General features: G+C 36.0%; 13 protein-coding genes, 1 tRNA gene and 1 rRNA gene. 8 read left to right on the forward strand and 7 right to left on the reverse strand.

Going from position 1 to position 18091, the window contains the following annotated elements:
- Positions 1 to 180: 180 nt before the first annotated feature.
- Positions 181 to 292, forward strand: a 5S ribosomal RNA gene (rrf, locus tag AC1DDX_RS04465).
- Positions 293 to 457: 165 nt separating this feature from the next.
- Positions 458 to 2221: a S8 family peptidase gene (locus AC1DDX_RS04470; protein WP_337717444.1), complete on the forward strand. Its 1764-nt coding sequence runs from the start codon at positions 458 to 460 to the stop codon at positions 2219 to 2221.
- On the opposite strand, the gene AC1DDX_RS04475 is transcribed toward AC1DDX_RS04470, so the two are convergent.
- Together AC1DDX_RS04475 and AC1DDX_RS04480 are read right to left on the reverse strand one after the other, a co-directional pair.
- Positions 2213 to 2833: a methylated-DNA--[protein]-cysteine S-methyltransferase gene (locus AC1DDX_RS04475; protein ID WP_172659014.1), complete on the reverse strand. Its 621-nt coding sequence runs from the start codon at positions 2831 to 2833 to the stop codon at positions 2213 to 2215. The genes AC1DDX_RS04470 and AC1DDX_RS04475 overlap by 9 nt on opposite strands.
- Positions 2834 to 3145: 312 nt before the next feature.
- A tRNA-Met gene (locus AC1DDX_RS04480) sits at positions 3146 to 3219 on the reverse strand.
- Between the two features lie 104 nt (positions 3220 to 3323).
- Between AC1DDX_RS04480 and AC1DDX_RS04485 the strand changes: the two genes are divergently transcribed.
- The 3 genes from AC1DDX_RS04485 to AC1DDX_RS04495 are packed head-to-tail and all read left to right on the forward strand — an operon-like array spanning position 3324 to position 6414.
- Positions 3324 to 3704 (forward strand): START-like domain-containing protein, encoded by a 381-nt coding sequence (locus AC1DDX_RS04485; protein WP_172659015.1) that lies wholly within the window; start codon positions 3324 to 3326, stop codon positions 3702 to 3704.
- A 30-nt stretch (positions 3705 to 3734) separates the two neighbouring features.
- Complete coding sequence (locus AC1DDX_RS04490) at positions 3735 to 5168, forward strand: LptF/LptG family permease (RefSeq protein WP_172659016.1); 1434 nt, start codon at positions 3735 to 3737, stop codon at positions 5166 to 5168.
- Positions 5169 to 5220: 52 nt separating this feature from the next.
- Entirely contained in the window at positions 5221 to 6414 is a 1194-nt protein-coding gene (locus AC1DDX_RS04495; RefSeq protein WP_477621807.1) for a bifunctional 3,4-dihydroxy-2-butanone-4-phosphate synthase/GTP cyclohydrolase II, read from the forward strand.
- Between the two features lie 22 nt (positions 6415 to 6436).
- On the opposite strand, the gene AC1DDX_RS04500 is transcribed toward AC1DDX_RS04495, so the two are convergent.
- The gene (locus tag AC1DDX_RS04500; protein WP_477621808.1) at positions 6437 to 10717 is read right to left on the reverse strand and encodes a translocation/assembly module TamB domain-containing protein; all 4281 of its coding nucleotides are present in this window, start codon (positions 10715 to 10717) and stop codon (positions 6437 to 6439) included.
- Between the two features lie 218 nt (positions 10718 to 10935).
- Here AC1DDX_RS04500 and tsaD point away from each other — a divergent pair, with 218 nt between their 5' ends.
- Both tsaD and AC1DDX_RS04510 read left to right on the forward strand, forming a co-directional pair.
- Complete coding sequence (gene tsaD / locus AC1DDX_RS04505) at positions 10936 to 11937, forward strand: tRNA (adenosine(37)-N6)-threonylcarbamoyltransferase complex transferase subunit TsaD (protein WP_172659018.1); 1002 nt, start codon at positions 10936 to 10938, stop codon at positions 11935 to 11937.
- A gap of 18 nt (positions 11938 to 11955) precedes the next feature.
- Positions 11956 to 12177: a hypothetical protein gene (locus AC1DDX_RS04510; RefSeq protein ID WP_172659019.1), complete on the forward strand. Its 222-nt coding sequence runs from the start codon at positions 11956 to 11958 to the stop codon at positions 12175 to 12177.
- Between the two features lie 67 nt (positions 12178 to 12244).
- Here the strand turns inward: AC1DDX_RS04510 and recA are convergent, their stop codons facing one another.
- The 4 genes from recA to AC1DDX_RS04530 all read right to left on the reverse strand — a co-directional run bounded on the left by recA (position 12245) and on the right by AC1DDX_RS04530 (position 15132).
- On the reverse strand, positions 12245 to 13258 hold the full coding sequence (gene recA / locus AC1DDX_RS04515) for a recombinase RecA (protein ID WP_048906407.1): 1014 nt from the start codon (positions 13256 to 13258) through the stop codon (positions 12245 to 12247).
- 118 nt (positions 13259 to 13376) lie between these two features.
- Complete coding sequence (gene nth / locus AC1DDX_RS04520; protein ID WP_172659020.1) at positions 13377 to 14057, reverse strand: endonuclease III; 681 nt, start codon at positions 14055 to 14057, stop codon at positions 13377 to 13379.
- A gap of 209 nt (positions 14058 to 14266) precedes the next feature.
- Positions 14267 to 14458, reverse strand: a complete 192-nt coding sequence (locus tag AC1DDX_RS04525) for a hypothetical protein (RefSeq protein WP_152542359.1) — start codon at positions 14456 to 14458, stop codon at positions 14267 to 14269.
- Positions 14459 to 14556: 98 nt separating this feature from the next.
- Positions 14557 to 15132 carry an RNA polymerase sigma factor gene (locus AC1DDX_RS04530; protein ID WP_048906404.1) on the reverse strand — a complete coding sequence of 192 codons (576 nt, stop codon included), beginning with the start codon at positions 15130 to 15132 and terminating at the stop codon, positions 14557 to 14559.
- A gap of 162 nt (positions 15133 to 15294) precedes the next feature.
- On the opposite strand from AC1DDX_RS04530, the gene uvrA reads away from it, so the two are divergent.
- On the forward strand, positions 15295 to 18081 hold the full coding sequence (gene uvrA / locus AC1DDX_RS04535) for an excinuclease ABC subunit UvrA (RefSeq protein ID WP_477621809.1): 2787 nt from the start codon (positions 15295 to 15297) through the stop codon (positions 18079 to 18081).
- The last annotated feature ends 10 nt before the right edge of the window (positions 18082 to 18091 follow it).

Raw genomic sequence — 18091 nt, forward strand, 5'->3', positions numbered from 1 at the left:
GATAGGTTACAGATGTAAAGATGGTGACATCAAAGTCGAGTAATACTAATAATCCGAAGCTTTCAAGAGCAGTAAACTGTTGTTTGTTCTTCAAAACTTAACTTCTTTCAATAATATGTCATCGTTATGGCGTATGGAGCTGAATAAAATAGGAAACATACAAGATAACTTTAAAAATATTTAGGTGCCTATATCGGTGGTGTCCACCTCTTCCCATTCCGAACAGAGAAGTTAAGCCCACCAGAGCCGATGGTACTGCGGTAACACGTGGGAGAGTAGGTCGGTGCCAAATCTTAATCAAAACCCTGTAGCTAAACGCTGCAGGGTTTTTGTGTTTATATACATTTCTGGAAACTTTCTGATGAAAATACAATGTTAAAAAATGCTAAATCTTCATCAGAGATACAATAAAACCGTATAATTGTATTTTACGTTAATCTTATAAAAAGCACTTTTGATGAAATTAAGATATATATTGCTTTTTGCATTTAGCTTTATCTTGAGCAACTCTGCATTTTCGCAAAGTAAAGATGTGAAGCTTCCTTCTAATTGGTACAATCTGGATTTAGTTGCTGATGGGTACTTTGGTATAAGTACCGAAAAAGCATATAAGGAATTATTGAGCAATAAAAAGCCTAAACAAAATGTGATTGTTGCCGTAATTGATGGAGGCGTTGATATTAATCATGAGGATTTAAAGGACGTACTGTGGACTAATAAAAAAGAGATTCCAGGTAACGGAATTGATGATGATGGTAATGGATATGTAGATGATATACATGGCTGGAATTTTATAGGATCAAAAAAAGGTAATCTAGCATATGATAATCTGGAGTTGGTGCGGATACTTAGAGTGTATGGCCCTAAGTATGTATCAACCATTCGATCTACAGTATTAGATAGTGTTCAAAAAGAAGAATATGCCCTATATCTTAAAGCTAATGCAGAATTTGGAAAGAAGTATAACGATGCTCACTATACATTTGGGATTGTAAGTATCATTAATAAGGTTCTGGATTCAGTGGCAGCTATTAACAATAAGAAGATTCCATCATTGGAAGATATTGATAAATACGTGGCTGATAATGAAGATGAGGAGCAAGTAAAAAAGATTATAAGAGGCGGATCTAAGGACAGTGGAGGAATTGATAAATTCTACAAGGAAATGAAAGATGCCTATAAGCAATATGATGTAATGCTTAAATATAATCTGAATGTGAAGTATGATCAGCGGCAGGAGCTAGTTGGCGACGATTATACAAACGCAAAAGAACGTTTATATGGGAACAATGATGTTGCCGGACCTAATGCAGAACATGGTTCACATGTTTCGGGCATAATAGGGGCAAACAGATCCAATTCAATTGGAATTAATGGAATAGCCAATAGTGTTAGTATAATGGCAATTAGAGTTGTACCAGAAGGGGATGAGAGAGATAAAGATGTTGCCAATGGAATTAGATATGCAGTAGATAACGGTGCTAAGGTAATTAATATGAGCTTTGGCAAAGGTTATAAATGGAATAAAGAAGTTGTTGACGAAGCGGTAAAATATGCTGAACAGAAAGGCGTATTGTTAGTTCATGCGGCCGGAAATGATAACGAAGATGTAGATGTTAAAGAGAATTATCCAAATAAATACTTTGATGGACCAGAGGCTGCTGCTTATAAGAAATCGATCAAAAAAGATGCACTTTCAGCATTGCCATTTAAGATCGAGCAAAATCAAGCGCAAAATCAGGGTATGAGAAGGGGGCCTAATTCTGTCGTTATTAAAAAAGCAGTTATAGATACGGCTAAATTTAAACTGCCACATGCGAGTAATTGGATAGAAGTTGGAGCAAGTGCATATGCTAATGATGCAAATTTAAAAGCATCTTTTTCAAATTATGGAAAGTATAATGTAGACGTATTTGCGCCTGGTTTTATGATTAATTCAACAGTTCCAGGCTCAAAATATGAAGAATTTGATGGAACTAGTATGGCAGCTCCTGTTGTATCTGGTCTTTCAGCCCTGATTTTGAGCTATTATCCGGACCTTAAGCCTAACCAGGTCAGAGAGATCATAATGAAATCCGTGTCTAAGGTTTTACAGAAAGTTAAATACAAAAATGAAAGAGGTGAGACTGTCCGAGTACCCTTCTCCGATCTTTGTGTTAGCGGAGGAATAGTAAATGCTTATGAGGCCTTAAAGCTTGCAGAGCGTTATCAATCAAAATAAATAGCCGTCTTCTATTTCTGAATTATTCCTTTCAAACTTAAGTAGCCACTTTTTCTTGTCTATTCCGGCAGCATAGCCGGTCATATTTCCATCGCTGCCTATTACGCGGTGGCAAGGTACTATAATTGCTAAGCGGTTTCGCCCATTTGTTGAGGCAATTGCGCGAATCGCTTTCGGATTGTTCATCATTTCTGCCTGTTCTTTGTAAGAACATGTTTTTCCATAAGGAATTTCCTGAAGTGTTTTCCAGACTGCTTGCGAAAAATCATTGCCAGGAGTGTGTAATGGAACTGAAAAGGTTTTTCGTTTTCCTTCGAAGTATTCAGTTAACTCATTTTCCAATTGATCTAGATACGAATTTCTTCCTGCTACCATCACTGCATTAAGTAGCTTTTGTAACTCAGCGAATTCTTTTTCTAATCTGATCCTGTTGGTAAATTCGAGCAGACAGACACCTTTTGATGTAGCGCCTGCCAGCATAGGACCTAAGGGAGTAGAAATCTCCGTCATGTTTATTATGGCATCCTTATCAGAGGATATTGAGGATTTTTCAAATATCCACGGATACCGATCAGCAAAACCTGTAATGTCAGTGAGAGATGTATTATTCATGTTTATTGTCGAATTTAATTTTTAACAGGCCAGCTTTTATTTTAGTAAATACTTCAGCGTTTGCATGATCTAATATTTCCTAAAAATAAGGAATCAATCAATAAGATGGTACCCGATTCTTGCTTTCCTCTGTTGTCCTTAACGCTAATCGCATTTAATCATTACATGTTACGAATAAATCGCAATGATTCAGTAGGTAATCCCAATTGATCTCAGGATTGATTTAGAAGCACTATTGGTGTCAAAATTAAAATAGTAGTAAGAGTAGTAAATAGAAAAGCCTTGTCAAATAATTGACAAGGCTTTTTTCAGTAGCGGGGAGCAGGATCGAACTGCCGACCTCAGGGTTATGAATCCTGCGCTCTAACCATCTGAGCTACCCCGCCGGGCGTCTTTTTTCTAAAGAGTTGCAAATATAGAATAAATTACTTTTCTTTAGAAACAAATATTAAAAAAATAGTCTAATAATTCAGAATATAAGTGTTTAACGATGTCGGAAAAGAAAAAATTTACGTTAGAATATGAATTGAGGTCGTCTCCACGTATTTTATTTAGTTTTATTAGTGAGCCAAATGGACTGTCTCAATGGTTTGCAGATGATGTGATTTTCAGAGATCAGGTATATACTTTCACATGGGACGATGAAATACAGAAAGCAAAGTTGCTTAGCATAAAAGAAAATAAATCTGTAAAATTTAAATGGGTGGAAGATGAACCACACTGTTACTTTGAAATGGAAATTGTACAGGACGAATTAACAAATGACGTAGCCCTTTCAATAACCGATTTTGCTACTGATGACACATTAGCTGAGCGTACACTTATTTGGGATAATCAGATTAACTACCTGCACAGTGTAATTGGTGCCTAGTTTTTCAATAGCTTTGTCTACATTTGTATATTGAAAAAGATTCATTTACTTCTACTCAAAGCATTTATAAGGCCTTTCTTCGTCACATTTTTTATTGTGATGTTTATTTTGCTAATGCTTTTTCTATTTAAATATGTTGATGATTTAATAGGAAAAGGATTTGAATGGTATATTATACTTGAGTTAATGTATTATGCCTCTGCGGCAAATGTGTCTATGGCGCTCCCATTGTCCATTTTATTATCATCGATAATGACTTTTGGGACGCTGGGGGAGAACTACGAATTGGTAGCTATTAAATCAGCAGGGTTGTCGTTGCAAAAGGCAATGAGACCTCTTTTTGTACTCATAATATTTATTGCAATAAGCTCCTTCATATTTTCAGATTATATGCTGCCTAAAGCCAATTTGAAGTATGGATCGCTTTTATGGGATATAACAAACAAAAAATTATCCTTTTTAATTAAGGAGGGGGTTTTTAATAATAGTATTCCAGGTTATTCCATTAGAGTTAATAAAAAAGGGGATGATGGTGTTTCATTGTATGATGTAATGATTTATGATCATACAAATACAAACGGAATGGCAAAGATCATCATTGCTAAAGAAGGTAAAATGTATAGCAATGATAAGTTCCTTTTTCTAAAGCTAAAAAATGGCGTTAGATATGAAGAATCGAGTGGCCGTAATACCTATAACAATCCGAGACAGGAGTTAACTAGGATGAGGTTTACTGAGACTGATCAGAAGTTTGATATTTCCAGTTTTAAAATGAATAGAACTGATGAGCAGGATTTTAGGAATAACACTCAAATGCTGAATTTAAAGGGCTTAACAAGGAAAAGAGATTCCTTAACCAAAGAGTTGGATAGTGTAAATAAGTTCTCCTCAACCACTATAAATAGCTATTACAGGCAAAACAACTACTCTAAGGGATATACCGCTGTTAAAACCCCTGCAAAAGTAATAAAGGGAGACATTTTGAAAATGCTTCCTGAGAAACAGAGACTGGCAATTATTCAGAGTGCATTGGACCTGGCAACTTCAGTAAAACAAACTACATCTGGACGGGTTACGGATTATGAGGATAGAACCAGAAGTATAATAAAAGTACAATTGGAATATCAGAGAAAGTTTACACTTGCAGTGTCCTGTCTCTTATTGTTCTTTATTGGTGCACCGCTAGGCGCTATTATAAGAAAAGGTGGACTTGGTTTGCCTGTGGTAATGGCTATTGTGTTTTTCCTTTTGTACCACATCATTGCTACTGTTTCTGAAAAATCTGCAACAACAGGATCTTTAAGGCCTTTCTTCGGAATGTGGCTTGCAATATTTATTTTATCTCCCCTGGGTGCATTCTTAACTTATAAAGCAACAGTGGATTCTGCTTTATTTGATGTAGGTTATTTTAAACAAATATTTATAAATCTCTTCAAAAAGAAAAAATCAAATATTAACAGTTAATAATATTTGTATCCTTTAATAGGGGTAAACACCTAATATTCATTACTTATTTATGATAGTTTATAACGTAATATTGGTTTTGAAGATTGTAACTTTGCACCGTAAATCTGACGAAGATAGGGAGAATGAAGGTGATTTTATTACTGCCGCAGCCAACGCTACTCCTGAAATGATAAATTTTATGGCCACTTATGGCCGAGGCTTAATTTGTGCGCCTTTAACCGAAGAAAGATGTGATGAATTAGGTTTAGATCTAATGGTGGGAAAAAATACCGCCGCTTACGAAACTAACTTTACTGTTTCCGTTGATTTAAGAGGTCATGGCTGTACAACTGGCATTTCTGCGTCCGACAGATCAAAAACCATTAAGGCCTTAATCGATCCTAATATTGATCCTGCTGAGTTGGGTAGGCCAGGTCACATTTTTCCATTAAGATCTAAAGATGGGGGAGTATTAAGACGTTCGGGACACACCGAAGCATCTGTAGATTTAGCTAAACTTGCAGGCATGGAACCTGCCGGTGTATTGGTTGAGATTATGAAGGATGACGGAGAGATGGCCAGATTGCCTGACCTGATTAAGATTGCAGCACAACATCAGCTTAAAATAATTAGTATAAAAGATCTTATTGCATATAGATTAAGCAAAGAAAGTTTAATAGAGCAGGAGGTAACGGTAAATCTACCCACTCAATGGGGTGATTTTAAGATGACTGCCTATACCCAAATAGATACAGGAGCCACACATTTGGCAATTAGTAAAGGCGAATGGACTATTGATGAGCCTGTATTAACAAGAGTACATAGTTCCTGTGTTACCGGTGATATTTTTGGATCGTGCAGATGCGATTGTGGGCCTCAATTGCACAAAGCAATGGAGATGATCGATAAGGAAGGCAAAGGAGTAATCGTTTATATGAATCAGGAGGGAAGAGGTATTGGTCTTGTTAATAAATTGCGTTCATATAATCTACAAGATGCTGGCCTGGATACTGTTGAAGCAAATATAAAATTGGGTTTCAAAGGCGACGAAAGAGATTACGGAGTTGGAGCTCAAATACTAAGAGCACAGGGCATCACTAAAATGAGACTGATGTCTAATAACCCTACTAAACGCGCTGGTTTAATTGGCTATGGTTTAGAGATTGTAGAAAATATTCCAATTGAGATAGAAAGTAATGTTCATAATGAGCAATATCTTAAAACAAAACGTGATAAGATGGGGCATCAAATAATGAAAGGCTAAAAAAAAGTAGGTTATTTATAACCTACTTTTTTTTGTTCTTTTTTTCTGGAGGAACAGCCTCTTTGTTAACTGGCTGTTTACTAACGGGAGGTGTCTTTTTCTCTTCCTCAGCCTTCTTCTTCAAGTTTCTGTTGTATTTACCTGATATTCTTTGAACAAACTCTCTAAAGCTGTCAAATTGCTGTGTATAGATCAGACCTAAGGATGTTACATTGTTATTTTGGCTTACCCCAGTGTTAAAGAAGGTGTTTTGCTGTGTAGGAGGTTTATTGGCAAGCTTACCTACTAAAGTTCCATCTTTTCTAATTAAGGCTAAAACTTCAACTTCACCGCCTACATTATTTCTGGTAAAGCCAATTGGCGACAAATCGTTTGTACTACGTTTATCTACTATCCCGGCATTTAATACTATGCGGTCATTAAAAAATCTAAAAGAGGCATTCGCTTCACTCAAAGAGCGGATATTAATGTCCACAAAATCGAGGTTGAGTGAAGATAAGACATTATTAAACTGATTAAACAAAAGCTCTGTAGCAGTACTCGCTACTCCTGATGTTAATTGCTTGCCAAGGGCTTCTTTTCCTGTTCCTGGAGCAAAACTACGTCTTATAATCAAACTAAGCGCCTGGAGGTTCCTGTTGTTGTCGTCATTAAAATAAGATTGCATCTCWTCTTTAATAGCAGGGTTTGAAGGGAAGAAGATATCAAGTTTAATATCCGGTTTTAATAGTGAACCGGTTAAGCCCATTTCTACTTCAGTAAGAACGCGCTCGTTGGCATTATTGCCGCCATCTCTATTAGCTGCAGTATAGAGGTCGCTCAGACCAGCACGAAGGGAATAAATTGCCTTTAAATTTATCTGCGCAGTTGTGGGGTTTCCTGTCCATCGGATAGTACCACCTTGTCTGATGTTGAATTTCTTATTTATAATTTCCTGAGCAGTAAAATCAAAACTCCCTGATTCAATGATATAATCACCCGACATCTCAAAATCACCAAGACTATTAATGTTAAGCGCTAAATTTTTAGAATAGCCTTTCCCACTTAGATTTCCTAAAGTGGTATAAATATTTGCAGTGCTATTTGCATCAACCTCAAGTTTCAGGTTCATTGTAAGTCCGTCAAAACTGGTTTGTTTTTTTACAACCTTAGTCGTGTCCTTATTTACAAATGTTATAAAATCTTTATTTGATACGGTCTCAGAGCTGTTAAGTGGAAGATTAAATACCGTCCCTTTCTCTGTCTTGGCATTAATGTCTATAAATAATTTGTTTGTTGGACCTTTAAATCTGAAGGTACCTGTTCCATAAGCCTTTCCAAAATATATAGAGTTGTCTTTTTCCGTAGTATTCAAGGCCATGAAATCTTTAGCATTAATATCAATATCTAGCGTTGGTGTATTGATGTTATTGAGGTCAACCGTACCATTTGCGATGGCCTGGTTATCATCAACGTCAAGCAATTTCAAGTCATTAATTTTGATAATGCTGTTTTCAACTTCTACCTGGTCGTTTAGTGTATATCTTGTTTTAAGATAATTAACTGTCACTTCAGCTTTGTCAAAAGATACCTGCCCGTTAATTTCCGGTTTTTCAAATGGACCTGTAACCGTTAATGATGATGAAACATGACCTTTAAGATCTGATACAAGTTCATTAACAAATGGTTCCAGTACAGCTAGTTCACTATTATCAAGCTTTACGCTTATATCCATCTCTTTCTTTTCCAGATCAAGAACGCCCAAAGCCCGAAGTGTTTCTCTGTCGGAAGAAACAATATTAGTGAAAATGTTGGCTACATTATTTGCACGATCATAAGAAGAAGTATCGGTCAAATTACCAATATGAGTATTGTTAAAGGTTAAAGAATCTATTTTTAGATTATCAGATATCCTAGGCGATTTTAAGATATTATAGAGTTTTGTTTCACCATTAACGTTACCTGCTAACTGCACGCCAAATGCCTTAACAAACGGATTTATTGTTTTTAAGCTAAATTCTTTAAATCCGACAAGAAGTAAATCTTTGGGGTCGTCAGACAGAATACCATCAATAGTTAAGAGTTGATTGCCATTGCTTAAATCAAAATTGGTAATCTCGGTTTTTCCTTCATGAAAACTAATTCTCACTTTTTCCTGAATCTTCCAGTCCTCATTATTTACTTTAAGCTGAGATGGGAGTATGCTAACCCTTGCTGTGGTGTCGTTTGCAAACTCGACCAATCCGTTTAAATCCAGTTGGTTAGCGTCATCTGAATTGGCAAGTTTTAAGTTAAGAGAAAGACTGTCATTTCTCAATATGTTGGATATGTTGACATTCTTAATGTACAAACTATCATTTAAGTCAACTCTATCCGATGTTATGATAGCTTGTAATTGATTTACGGAAGTATTCTCATCGATAATAATATTGTTGGCTATAATGCCTTTGTATTTTAGCTTTTTCACAAAGCCATTTAATGTGGCTATGTTGTTTGGAGAATCAAAATTACCAATAAAGACCGCTTGATCATCGATCTCTAAGCCTGGAGCAAGAAGTTCTGCAATGGGCTCAAATCTTTTTATTTTTAAATTGAACTGAAAGATCTGGTCTCCATATGGAAGAATGGTAGTTTTGAGGGATGGTATGTATTTTTTCGCTAATGCTTTATAGTATGAAGGAATGGTGTTTAAGTTGTATTGCCCCTTTAAGCTGGCATCCAGAATATCTGAATGAATGGTAAGGTCTCTGTCTTTTCCTATACCTGCAGCCTTTAGTTCTACAGAATCAATGTTGTAAATGCCTTTAACATTGTCTAACCTAATTTGTTGAATTAGAAGTTTACCCTGTATGTTATTTAGGTTGGTGCCGGAGAAATTGGTGCTAAAAGTAGCATCAATTTTTAAAGAGTCCTTATATAGTTTTAAGGCCTTTAGCTTTGCATTGTTTATTTGGGCTTTAAAATTAAATACCGGCAACTTAGGGTTCAGATTTACCCCGCCATCAAAAACAAGCTGAACATTTTTGTCGTTAATTTGCAGGCGACCGTCGAAATATTTTTTATCAAAGGTTCCATCAATTTTAACATTTCTATACCTATACTGGTTAAAGTCGATGTAATCGATATCTCCATTTAGCTTCTCGGAAAGGTTTTTTATTTCTGTGCCTCTGCCTTCAACATTTAAGGAAGCAGATATTCTACCAAGATCATTCTCATCTAAAAGGTTTCCTAAATTAAAATCGTAGGCTTTAACATTACCTGAATAAGAGGGGACACCCTTCTTATCTATTTTCATATTAACATCAGAAACCAATCTGCCTAGTTTTGTCTTAAACTCCCCATAGGCAATAAAATCGTTTTGGAATCCGGTAAATGAGCCGTTGAAATTAATGTTGCCAAATTTTCCGATAACTACTGGGATCACTTTAGTCTTTTTCCCGGTTGTGCTTGTTAATATCTCATCCAGATCAGCTTTATTTGTTCCGGCCATCTCTATTTTAAGATCCATAAAAGTCTCTTTAAGATTTGGAAGCCCTTTTACAATAAAGTCCCCTTTTATATAAGTCGCTTTTCCGGCTTTAACCGATAGTTTTTTTGCTTTAAGATTATTAACCAAACCGGTAATCCTTCCGTCAACTTCAATCTCAAGATTCATTTGATCCAATTCCGGAGCAAAATAGGCAACATCGCGCGATGCTAAATAGCTATTCTTGAAATTAGCTTTCATTCTTACTTTATTGACATAATCTCTAAAGTCTCGGTATTTATCAAACCGCATTTGAAAGTAATCAGATAGCCTGCTCTTATTGGTAACCAACATCAAATTCTTTAACTCAATGCTATTGGTATCCACAGTAGTAAAGGCTGTCAGGTTTTTTAAATAAAACCCACTCTTTTCCTTAAATGTCAGGTTTTTAATGTCGGCCTGCAGGATATGATCTGTAGTATTTAATTTTTCAAAAATTCCGTTAAAGCTGGTTAGGTATATGTCATCAAAATTTACCCCCTTCATAACGGTGTCAACTCGTTGGTTTTTGTATTTAAAGCTGATGTTGTTCAGGATAACTCTGTCAAATGATATCTTGTACGGTTTCTTTTTAGGTTTAACTGTGGGAGTGCCAGAGTCAAAGTAATCGATAATGAAATCTAAATTCGTCGATCTGTCTTTATATGATTTTAAATAAAAAGAGCCGTTATTAATCTGTACCGTATTAATGTCAACTATTCGTTTTTTAATTGAAATCTGATTGATGTCTACTAAAAATTTGGGTGTATTAAGTATGGTATCTTTCTGCCGATCCAATACAAGCAGGTTTTCTATCACAACATACTTAAAAGGTTTTATATATATGCCGGTTAAAGAAATGGTTGTATTAAGCTCTTTAGATAGGTATGCTGCCGCTTTTTTAGCTACGAAAGTCTGAATAGGCTTAAATTGGATTGCAAATAGAATGACACCAGCAAGTAATAATACTGATGCAACGACCCAAAGAAGTATTTTTAATAGTTTTTTAATAATTTTGTAGCTTAATAATAATAAACGTGTCTGTAATACTTGCTATAGAATCTTCCTGCGATGAAACCTCCGTTGCTATATGTAACAACGGCAAAATTACTGCCAATGTTATTGCAAACCAAACAATTCATCAAAATTATGGAGGTGTAATTCCTGAGCTAGCTTCAAGGGTACATCAACAAAATATCGTGCCAGTAATACAACAGGCATTAAATGATGCTAAAGTTAATAAAAAGGAGCTAAATGCAGTTGCTTTTACACAGGGGCCTGGATTATTAGGCTCATTGTTAGTAGGTGTTTCCTTTGCGAAATCATTTGCGCTTGCGTTAGATTTACCTTTAATTTCGGTAAATCATATGCACGCTCATATTCTGGCTCATTTTATTGATGATCCAATGCCCCAATTCCCTTTCATTTGCTTAACTGTATCTGGCGGACATACTCAAATTGTTGTGATAAGAAGTCATTTCGATATGGAGATAGTGGGCGAAACCTTAGATGATGCAGCAGGTGAGGCATTTGATAAAACTGCCAAAATTCTAAATTTACCTTATCCTGGCGGGCCACTTATAGATAAGTATGCTAAAGAGGGAAACCCTTTGGCATATAAATTTGGGGAGCCTCAGATCAAAGATCTGAATTACAGCTTTAGTGGATTTAAAACCTCAATTTTGTATTTCATCAGAAATCAGGAAAAGGAAAATCCTAACTTTGTTTCTGAGCATTTACACGACATTTGTGCCTCGGTTCAGCATAGTATAGTGCATATATTGCTTAATAAGCTAAAGAAAGCAGCTAAGCAGTATGGAATTAAGGAGATTGCCATAGCAGGAGGAGTATCTGCAAATAGTGGATTAAGAGCAGGCTTAACTGCTCTTGCCGAGGAGTTAAATTGGAATGTATATATACCTGCTTTTGAATATTGTACCGATAATGCGGCTATGATTGCTATTGCAGGTTATTATAAATATTTAAATAAGGATTTCGTGGAGCAAGATGTTGCACCTTTGTCCAGAATGGAATTTTAATATATAAAAAGTAGAGTTATGGGTACAATGAGTTTTGTTTTCTTTGGGCTAATGCTATTGCCATTAATCATTTTTTTAATCTGGTTAATCAAAAAGGATAAAAACAGAAACTATTTAGGGCTTGTGGTTTTGGTGGCGATGGCTATTATTGCGATTATTGCAATTGTTAAGTTCGATTCCACTTTTATGGAGTCTAGATCAGGTATGCCAGATAAGTCTCAGGCACCGAGTTATAAATAAGAAAGAATCGAAAATAAAAAAGGGGTATTTTCAATAAAGAAATACCCCTTTTATTTGAAATAATATTTTAAGCTTTATCCTCTAGCTTATCGCCAGTTACTTCAGCTCTAATTTTAGCTTCAATCTCTTCAGATAGTTCAGGATTGTCAAGTAATAACTGTTTAACTGCATCTCTACCCTGACCAAGTTTTGTATCCCCGTAAGAGAACCAAGAGCCTGCTTTTTTAATGATATTAAAGTCAACACCTAAGTCGATAATTTCGCCGGTTTTAGATATACCTTCTCCAAACATAATGTCAAACTCTGCAACGCGGAAAGGTGGTGCAACTTTATTTTTAACAATTTTTACTTTAACCCTGTTACCTGCAACTTCATCAGAGTCTTTAATTTGAGAAGTTCTTCTGATATCCAAACGAACAGACGCATAGAATTTTAATGCATTTCCACCAGTAGTCGTTTCCGGGTTTCCAAACATTACACCAATTTTTTCACGTAATTGGTTAATGAATATACAGCAACATCCGGTTTTAGAGATCGTTCCTGTTAGTTTACGTAAAGCTTGTGACATCAAACGAGCCTGAAGCCCCATTCTGGAGTCACCCATTTCTCCTTCAATTTCAGCCTTAGGTACCAAAGCCGCAACAGAGTCAATAACGATCACATCAATTGCACCTGATCTGATTAGGTTATCAGCAATTTCCAAAGCTTGTTCACCATTATCTGGTTGTGAGATCAATAAATTATCTACATCTACGCCTAATTTTTTTGCATAGCCTTTATCAAATGCATGTTCAGCATCAATAATAGCTGCTAAGCCGCCTTTTTTTTGTGCTTCGGCAATAATATGAGTCGCTAAAGTTGTTTTACCTGATGATTCCGGGCCGTATATCTCAATAACTCTTCCTTTTGGTACTCCGCCAATTCCTAAGGCAATATCTAAACTAATCGATCCTGTCGAAATAGATTCTATCGGTTCTACAGCATTGTCACCCAATTTCATAACGGTACCTTTACCATATGATTTTTCCAACTTATCCAAGGTAAGTTGTAATGCTTTTAATTTGTCTGCGTTTGTGCTCATATTATTAAATTCTGTAAGAAAGTAACTACTTACATTTCTTAACGTAAAATGATTTTCTTTTTACTAATTATATTAGCAAATATAACTATTATTTAATTTAAAATAACAAATAAAATTATTATTTTTTTATTGTTGGCTCTGAATCACTAAATATTTTAGTTATTTTATTATTGTTTTGATAATATTTGCAAAAACTTGTGATTTCGCAGATACTGCATTTTGGAGATCTCGCTAAGCAAACATATCTGCCGTGTAATATCAACCAATGGTGTGCAACATGTATTGTTTCTTCAGGCAAGTTCTTCACTAAATCCTTTTCGACAGCTAAAGGAGTTTTTCCGGTAGTTAATCCAATTCGGTTCGCAACCCTAAACACATGCGTATCTACAGCCATAGCAGGGGCATTATAAATAACCGATGCAATTACATTAGCCGTTTTTCTTCCAACGCCTGGCATTTTTTGCAAATCATCTATATCAGATGGGACTTCGTTGTTAAAATCGTTAAGCAACATTTTAGCCATGCCAACTAAGTGCTTTGCTTTATTATTTGGGTAGCTAACACTTCTAATGTAATCAAATACAATGTCTGGTGTAACATCAGCCAATGCTTTGGCATCAGGAAAGCGTTGAAATAATGCAGGTGTTACCTGATTTATTCTTTTATCAGTGCATTGGGCAGATAATATTACTGCCACAAGTAATTGGAACGGATTGTTGTAGTGTAATTCTGTTTCGGCGTCTGGCTGCCTGGCAGAAAAATGAGACACAAAAAGTTTATATCTTTCTTTTTTGAGCATTTGCAAACTTATATAATTTTGCCTTTAATTTTCAATTTTGAACAAATTGAATCCCCGTTAAAACACAAAAGCTAAATTTCATTTTAACGATATTCTTGCCTTTTAAAACGGGCAAAATATATTTTTTTATTTTCTTAAATGAAAAGAATTTCAAATAGAGGCATAAAAAAAAGCTGCCAAACCTTTGGCAGCTTTAATTCGTTTGTAAATTACTTGGCTCTTGAGTAAGCTAAAATCTTCGAAATCGTTGTCTCAGAAGGGTTTTTGGCTAAGCTGTCCAACTGTGGTTTAATGTTCTCATAGAACGATAAATCCTGTGGTTCAACATCATCTGCAGGAACTGTTTCCTGTTTTTTCTGTCCGTAATTTAGTTTGTTAACTGAAGTAGAGGTTTCCATCATAAGCAATAAACGTATATTAGTTTTACTAATTAACGCTATTATTATTAATTTATTTTAACCCTAACAACAATTTTTTATATTTTCTTTTTTTGGCTATATCAGGATATTTCTTTAACCTTCATCATCTTCCGAAGATTGCTCAAAGCATACCTCATACGTCCTAAAGCAGTATTAATACTTACGTCAGTTAAATCGGCTATTTCCTTAAAACTTAGATCGGCATAATGACGCATAATCAATACTTCTTTCTGATCATCAGGCAACAAATGAATCATCGCTCTTAGATCAAAATGAGTTTGTTCTCTCAAAATCCTGTCTTCCGCGCTTTCTTCATGAAACTGAAGCATATTAAACACATCAGTGCCATCGGCGCTTGTAATTACAGGTCCTCGTTTTTCACGTCTAAAGTAATCTATCACCAGGTTATGTGCAATACGCATTACCCATGGCAAGAATTTACCTTCTTCGTTATAACGTCCAGATCGTAACGTGTTAATTACCTTAATAAAGGCATCCTGAAATATGTCTTCAGCCAAATACTGGTCTTTAACCAATAAATAGATTGAGGTATAAATTTTTGATTTGTGTCTTCTTAAAAGTTCTTCCAAAACGGCTTCATCACCAGTAAGGTACAACTTCACCAAATCTTGATCACTATATTGTTGTAATTTCATAGGAGTATCCTAACTAAATTCCCTTGCTTTAAATGCTAAAAAATACTTAGTAGATGTTTGTTTCGATATAATTTCTCCTATTGTTTTTTAAGATGGTGGTGTGTTTTGTTCAGTTAATATATTTCAAAAGAAGCATTTTTTTATTAGAATTCAATAGAAAAAGTGTTAAAAAAAAATAAAAGTGTTCTCAGAGCATTATTCAGGGTTCACAACCTAAAGAATATAGATGTAGCCATCCCCAAAAATAAGCTGGTTGTAATAACCGGAATGTCGGGGTCGGGCAAGTCGTCTTTGGCATTCGATACACTATATGCTGAAGGTCAGAGGAGATACGTTGAGAGTTTGTCTTCTTATGCTCGTCAGTTTATGGGAAGAATGAATAAACCTGATGTAGATTATATAAAAGGAATTGCCCCGGCTATTGCTATAGAACAGAAAGTAATTACCTCAAACCCCAGGTCAACTGTAGGTACCTCAACAGAAATTTACGATTATCTTAAACTTCTGTTTTCAAGAATAGGTAAAACATATTCTCCCGTTTCTGGTAAAGTAGTAAAAAAGGATACAGTTACTACCGTCGTTGATTTTATATCTAAACTGGAGGAGGACAGTACAGTTACAATATTTTGCCCATTATTTCCGCACAATAACAGATCTGTAAAAGAAGAGCTGGCTGTACTTTTACAAAAGGGGTTTCTTAGAATTTCATATCAGGACAAAGTTCATAAGATTGAAACGATCCTTGAGGATGAGACCTTCAAAGATTTCGAATTAAAAGACGAAAATACCATCAAGATTCTGATTGACCGGATTGTTGTCAACTCTGATGAAGAGACATTAAGCCGTATCGCCGACTCAGTACAAACAGCCTTCTTTGAAGGAAAGGGCGATTGTTATGTGGAGCATGAAGGTAAATTAACTAACTTCTGCGACCGTTTTGAACTCGATGGAATCCGTTTTGATGAGCCTACACCAAATTTCTTTAGTTTCAATAACCCATACGGAGCCTGCAAAAGGTGCGAGGGATACGGAAATGTAATAGGAATAGATGAGGACTTAGTTATTCCCGATAAAAGCAAAAGCGTTTTTGATAATGCAATTGCGCCATGGCGCGGCGAGAAAATGAAGGAGTGGCTAAACAAACTTGTTAAAGCCTCTTCCAAATTTGATTTTCCGATTCACAGGCCATTTAATGAATTAACCGAAAAGGAACAGAGGCTATTATGGACTGGTAATAAGTATTTTGAAGGTTTGGATGCTTTTTTTAAAGAGCTGGAAGAGCAGACTTTTAAAATCCAATATCGCGTAATGCTATCTCGCTACAGGGGAAAAACATCATGTCCTGATTGTAAAGGCTCCAGGTTACGCAAAGATGCTTCTTATGTAAAGATCAATGACAAGTCGATAATCGACATCGTTTTGATGCCTTTATCGACCATACTTGATTTCTTTGATAATTTAAACCTTTCGTCAAATGACGAGAAAATAGCCAAACGTTTATTGGCCGAGGTGAGCAGTCGTGTGCTATACCTTAATAATGTTGGCCTGGGCTATTTAACGCTCAACAGGTTGTCTAATACACTTTCTGGTGGCGAGTCTCAGCGTATTAACCTGGCTACCTCTTTAGGAAGTAGCTTGGTAGGCTCCATTTATGTTCTTGACGAACCAAGTATAGGATTACATCCAAGAGATACGAATAAACTTATCGAGGTATTGGTATCGCTTAGAAATGTAGGGAATACCGTTCTTGTAGTAGAGCACGAAGAAGAAATGATGAAGGCCGCCGACCATATTATTGATATCGGTCCGGAAGCCGGAACGCATGGCGGTAACCTGGTTTTTAGTGGTACATACGAGCAGATCATAAAAGACAAAAAAAGCTTAACCGGCAAATACCTTTCCGGCGAAGAACAAATTGCTGTACCTAAAAAAAGAAGAAGTTGGAAAGATCATATTCTAATTAAAGGAGCCCGAGAAAATAACCTTAAAAATATAGATGTAAAATTTCCTTTGGGCGTATTCACAGTGGTGAGTGGTGTTTCGGGGTCTGGAAAAACAAGTCTGATTAAAAAAATACTATACCCCGCGCTGCAAAAGGCAATAGGTAATTATGCCGGAGAGCAAACCGGGGCCTACGATGGTATTTACGGGAATTACGAGCTGGTTAGCCAGGTTGAAATGGTAGACCAGAATCCAATTGGCCGATCATCAAGGTCAAATCCGGTAACCTATGTAAAAGCCTGGGACGATGTTAGGGCGCTATTTTCGGCATTGCCGGCAGCTAAAGCCTCCGGACTAAAGCCTGCAGCTTTCTCGTTTAATGTTGAAGGTGGCCGTTGCGATGTTTGTCAGGGAGAAGGAGAGGTGAAAATAGAGATGCAGTTTATGGCAGACATTTACCTGCCATGCGAAACCTGTGGGGGCCGAAGATTTAAACAACAGGTACTTGATATCACCTATCAGGATAAAAACGTTGCCGACATTCTGGACTTAACAATCGAAGAAGCAGTTGACTTCTTTAAAAACGAACCCAAAATTTTAAACAAGCTGCAACCTCTGGTAGATGTAGGTTTAGGCTACGTTCATTTGGGCCAATCTTCTAATACACTTTCTGGTGGAGAAGCGCAGCGTATCAAGCTTGCTTCATTCTTAATTAAAGGAAATAATGCCAATAAAACATTATTTATATTTGATGAACCGACCACAGGATTGCATTTTCATGATATTAAAAAACTTTTAATTGCCCTTAATACTCTAATAGAGCAGGGGAATACAATTTTGGTTATAGAGCATAATATGGACATGATAAAATCTGCTGATTGGGTAATAGACATTGGTCCGGAAGGTGGAGATAAAGGAGGTAACATTGTTTTTGAAGGCACACCTGAAGATCTTTTACCAGTAAAATCATCTTACACTGCCAAGTATTTAAAAGCCCATTTGAAATAATTGTATCTTC

This window comes from Pedobacter sp. 10L46_2 (assembly GCF_056395165.1).

Bases quoted from the DNA above. Each gene is read 5' to 3' on its own strand.
- AC1DDX_RS04530 (WP_048906404.1), bottom strand. From the start codon at position 15,132: ATGAAATTACAACAATATAGTGATCAAGATTTGGTGAAGTTGTACCTT.
- AC1DDX_RS04525 (WP_152542359.1), bottom strand. From the start codon at position 14,458: ATGATGGAAACCTCTACTTCAGTTAACAAACTAAATTACGGACAGAAA.
- AC1DDX_RS04475 (WP_172659014.1), bottom strand. From the start codon at position 2,833: ATGAATAATACATCTCTCACTGACATTACAGGTTTTGCTGATCGGTAT.
- recA (WP_048906407.1), bottom strand. From the start codon at position 13,258: ATGAGCACAAACGCAGACAAATTAAAAGCATTACAACTTACCTTGGAT.
- AC1DDX_RS04495 (WP_477621807.1), top strand. From the start codon at position 5,221: ATGATAGTTTATAACGTAATATTGGTTTTGAAGATTGTAACTTTGCAC.
- AC1DDX_RS04470 (WP_337717444.1), top strand. From the start codon at position 458: ATGAAATTAAGATATATATTGCTTTTTGCATTTAGCTTTATCTTGAGC.
- AC1DDX_RS04485 (WP_172659015.1), top strand. From the start codon at position 3,324: ATGTCGGAAAAGAAAAAATTTACGTTAGAATATGAATTGAGGTCGTCT.
- nth (WP_172659020.1), bottom strand. From the start codon at position 14,057: ATGCTCAAAAAAGAAAGATATAAACTTTTTGTGTCTCATTTTTCTGCC.
- AC1DDX_RS04510 (WP_172659019.1), top strand. From the start codon at position 11,956: ATGGGTACAATGAGTTTTGTTTTCTTTGGGCTAATGCTATTGCCATTA.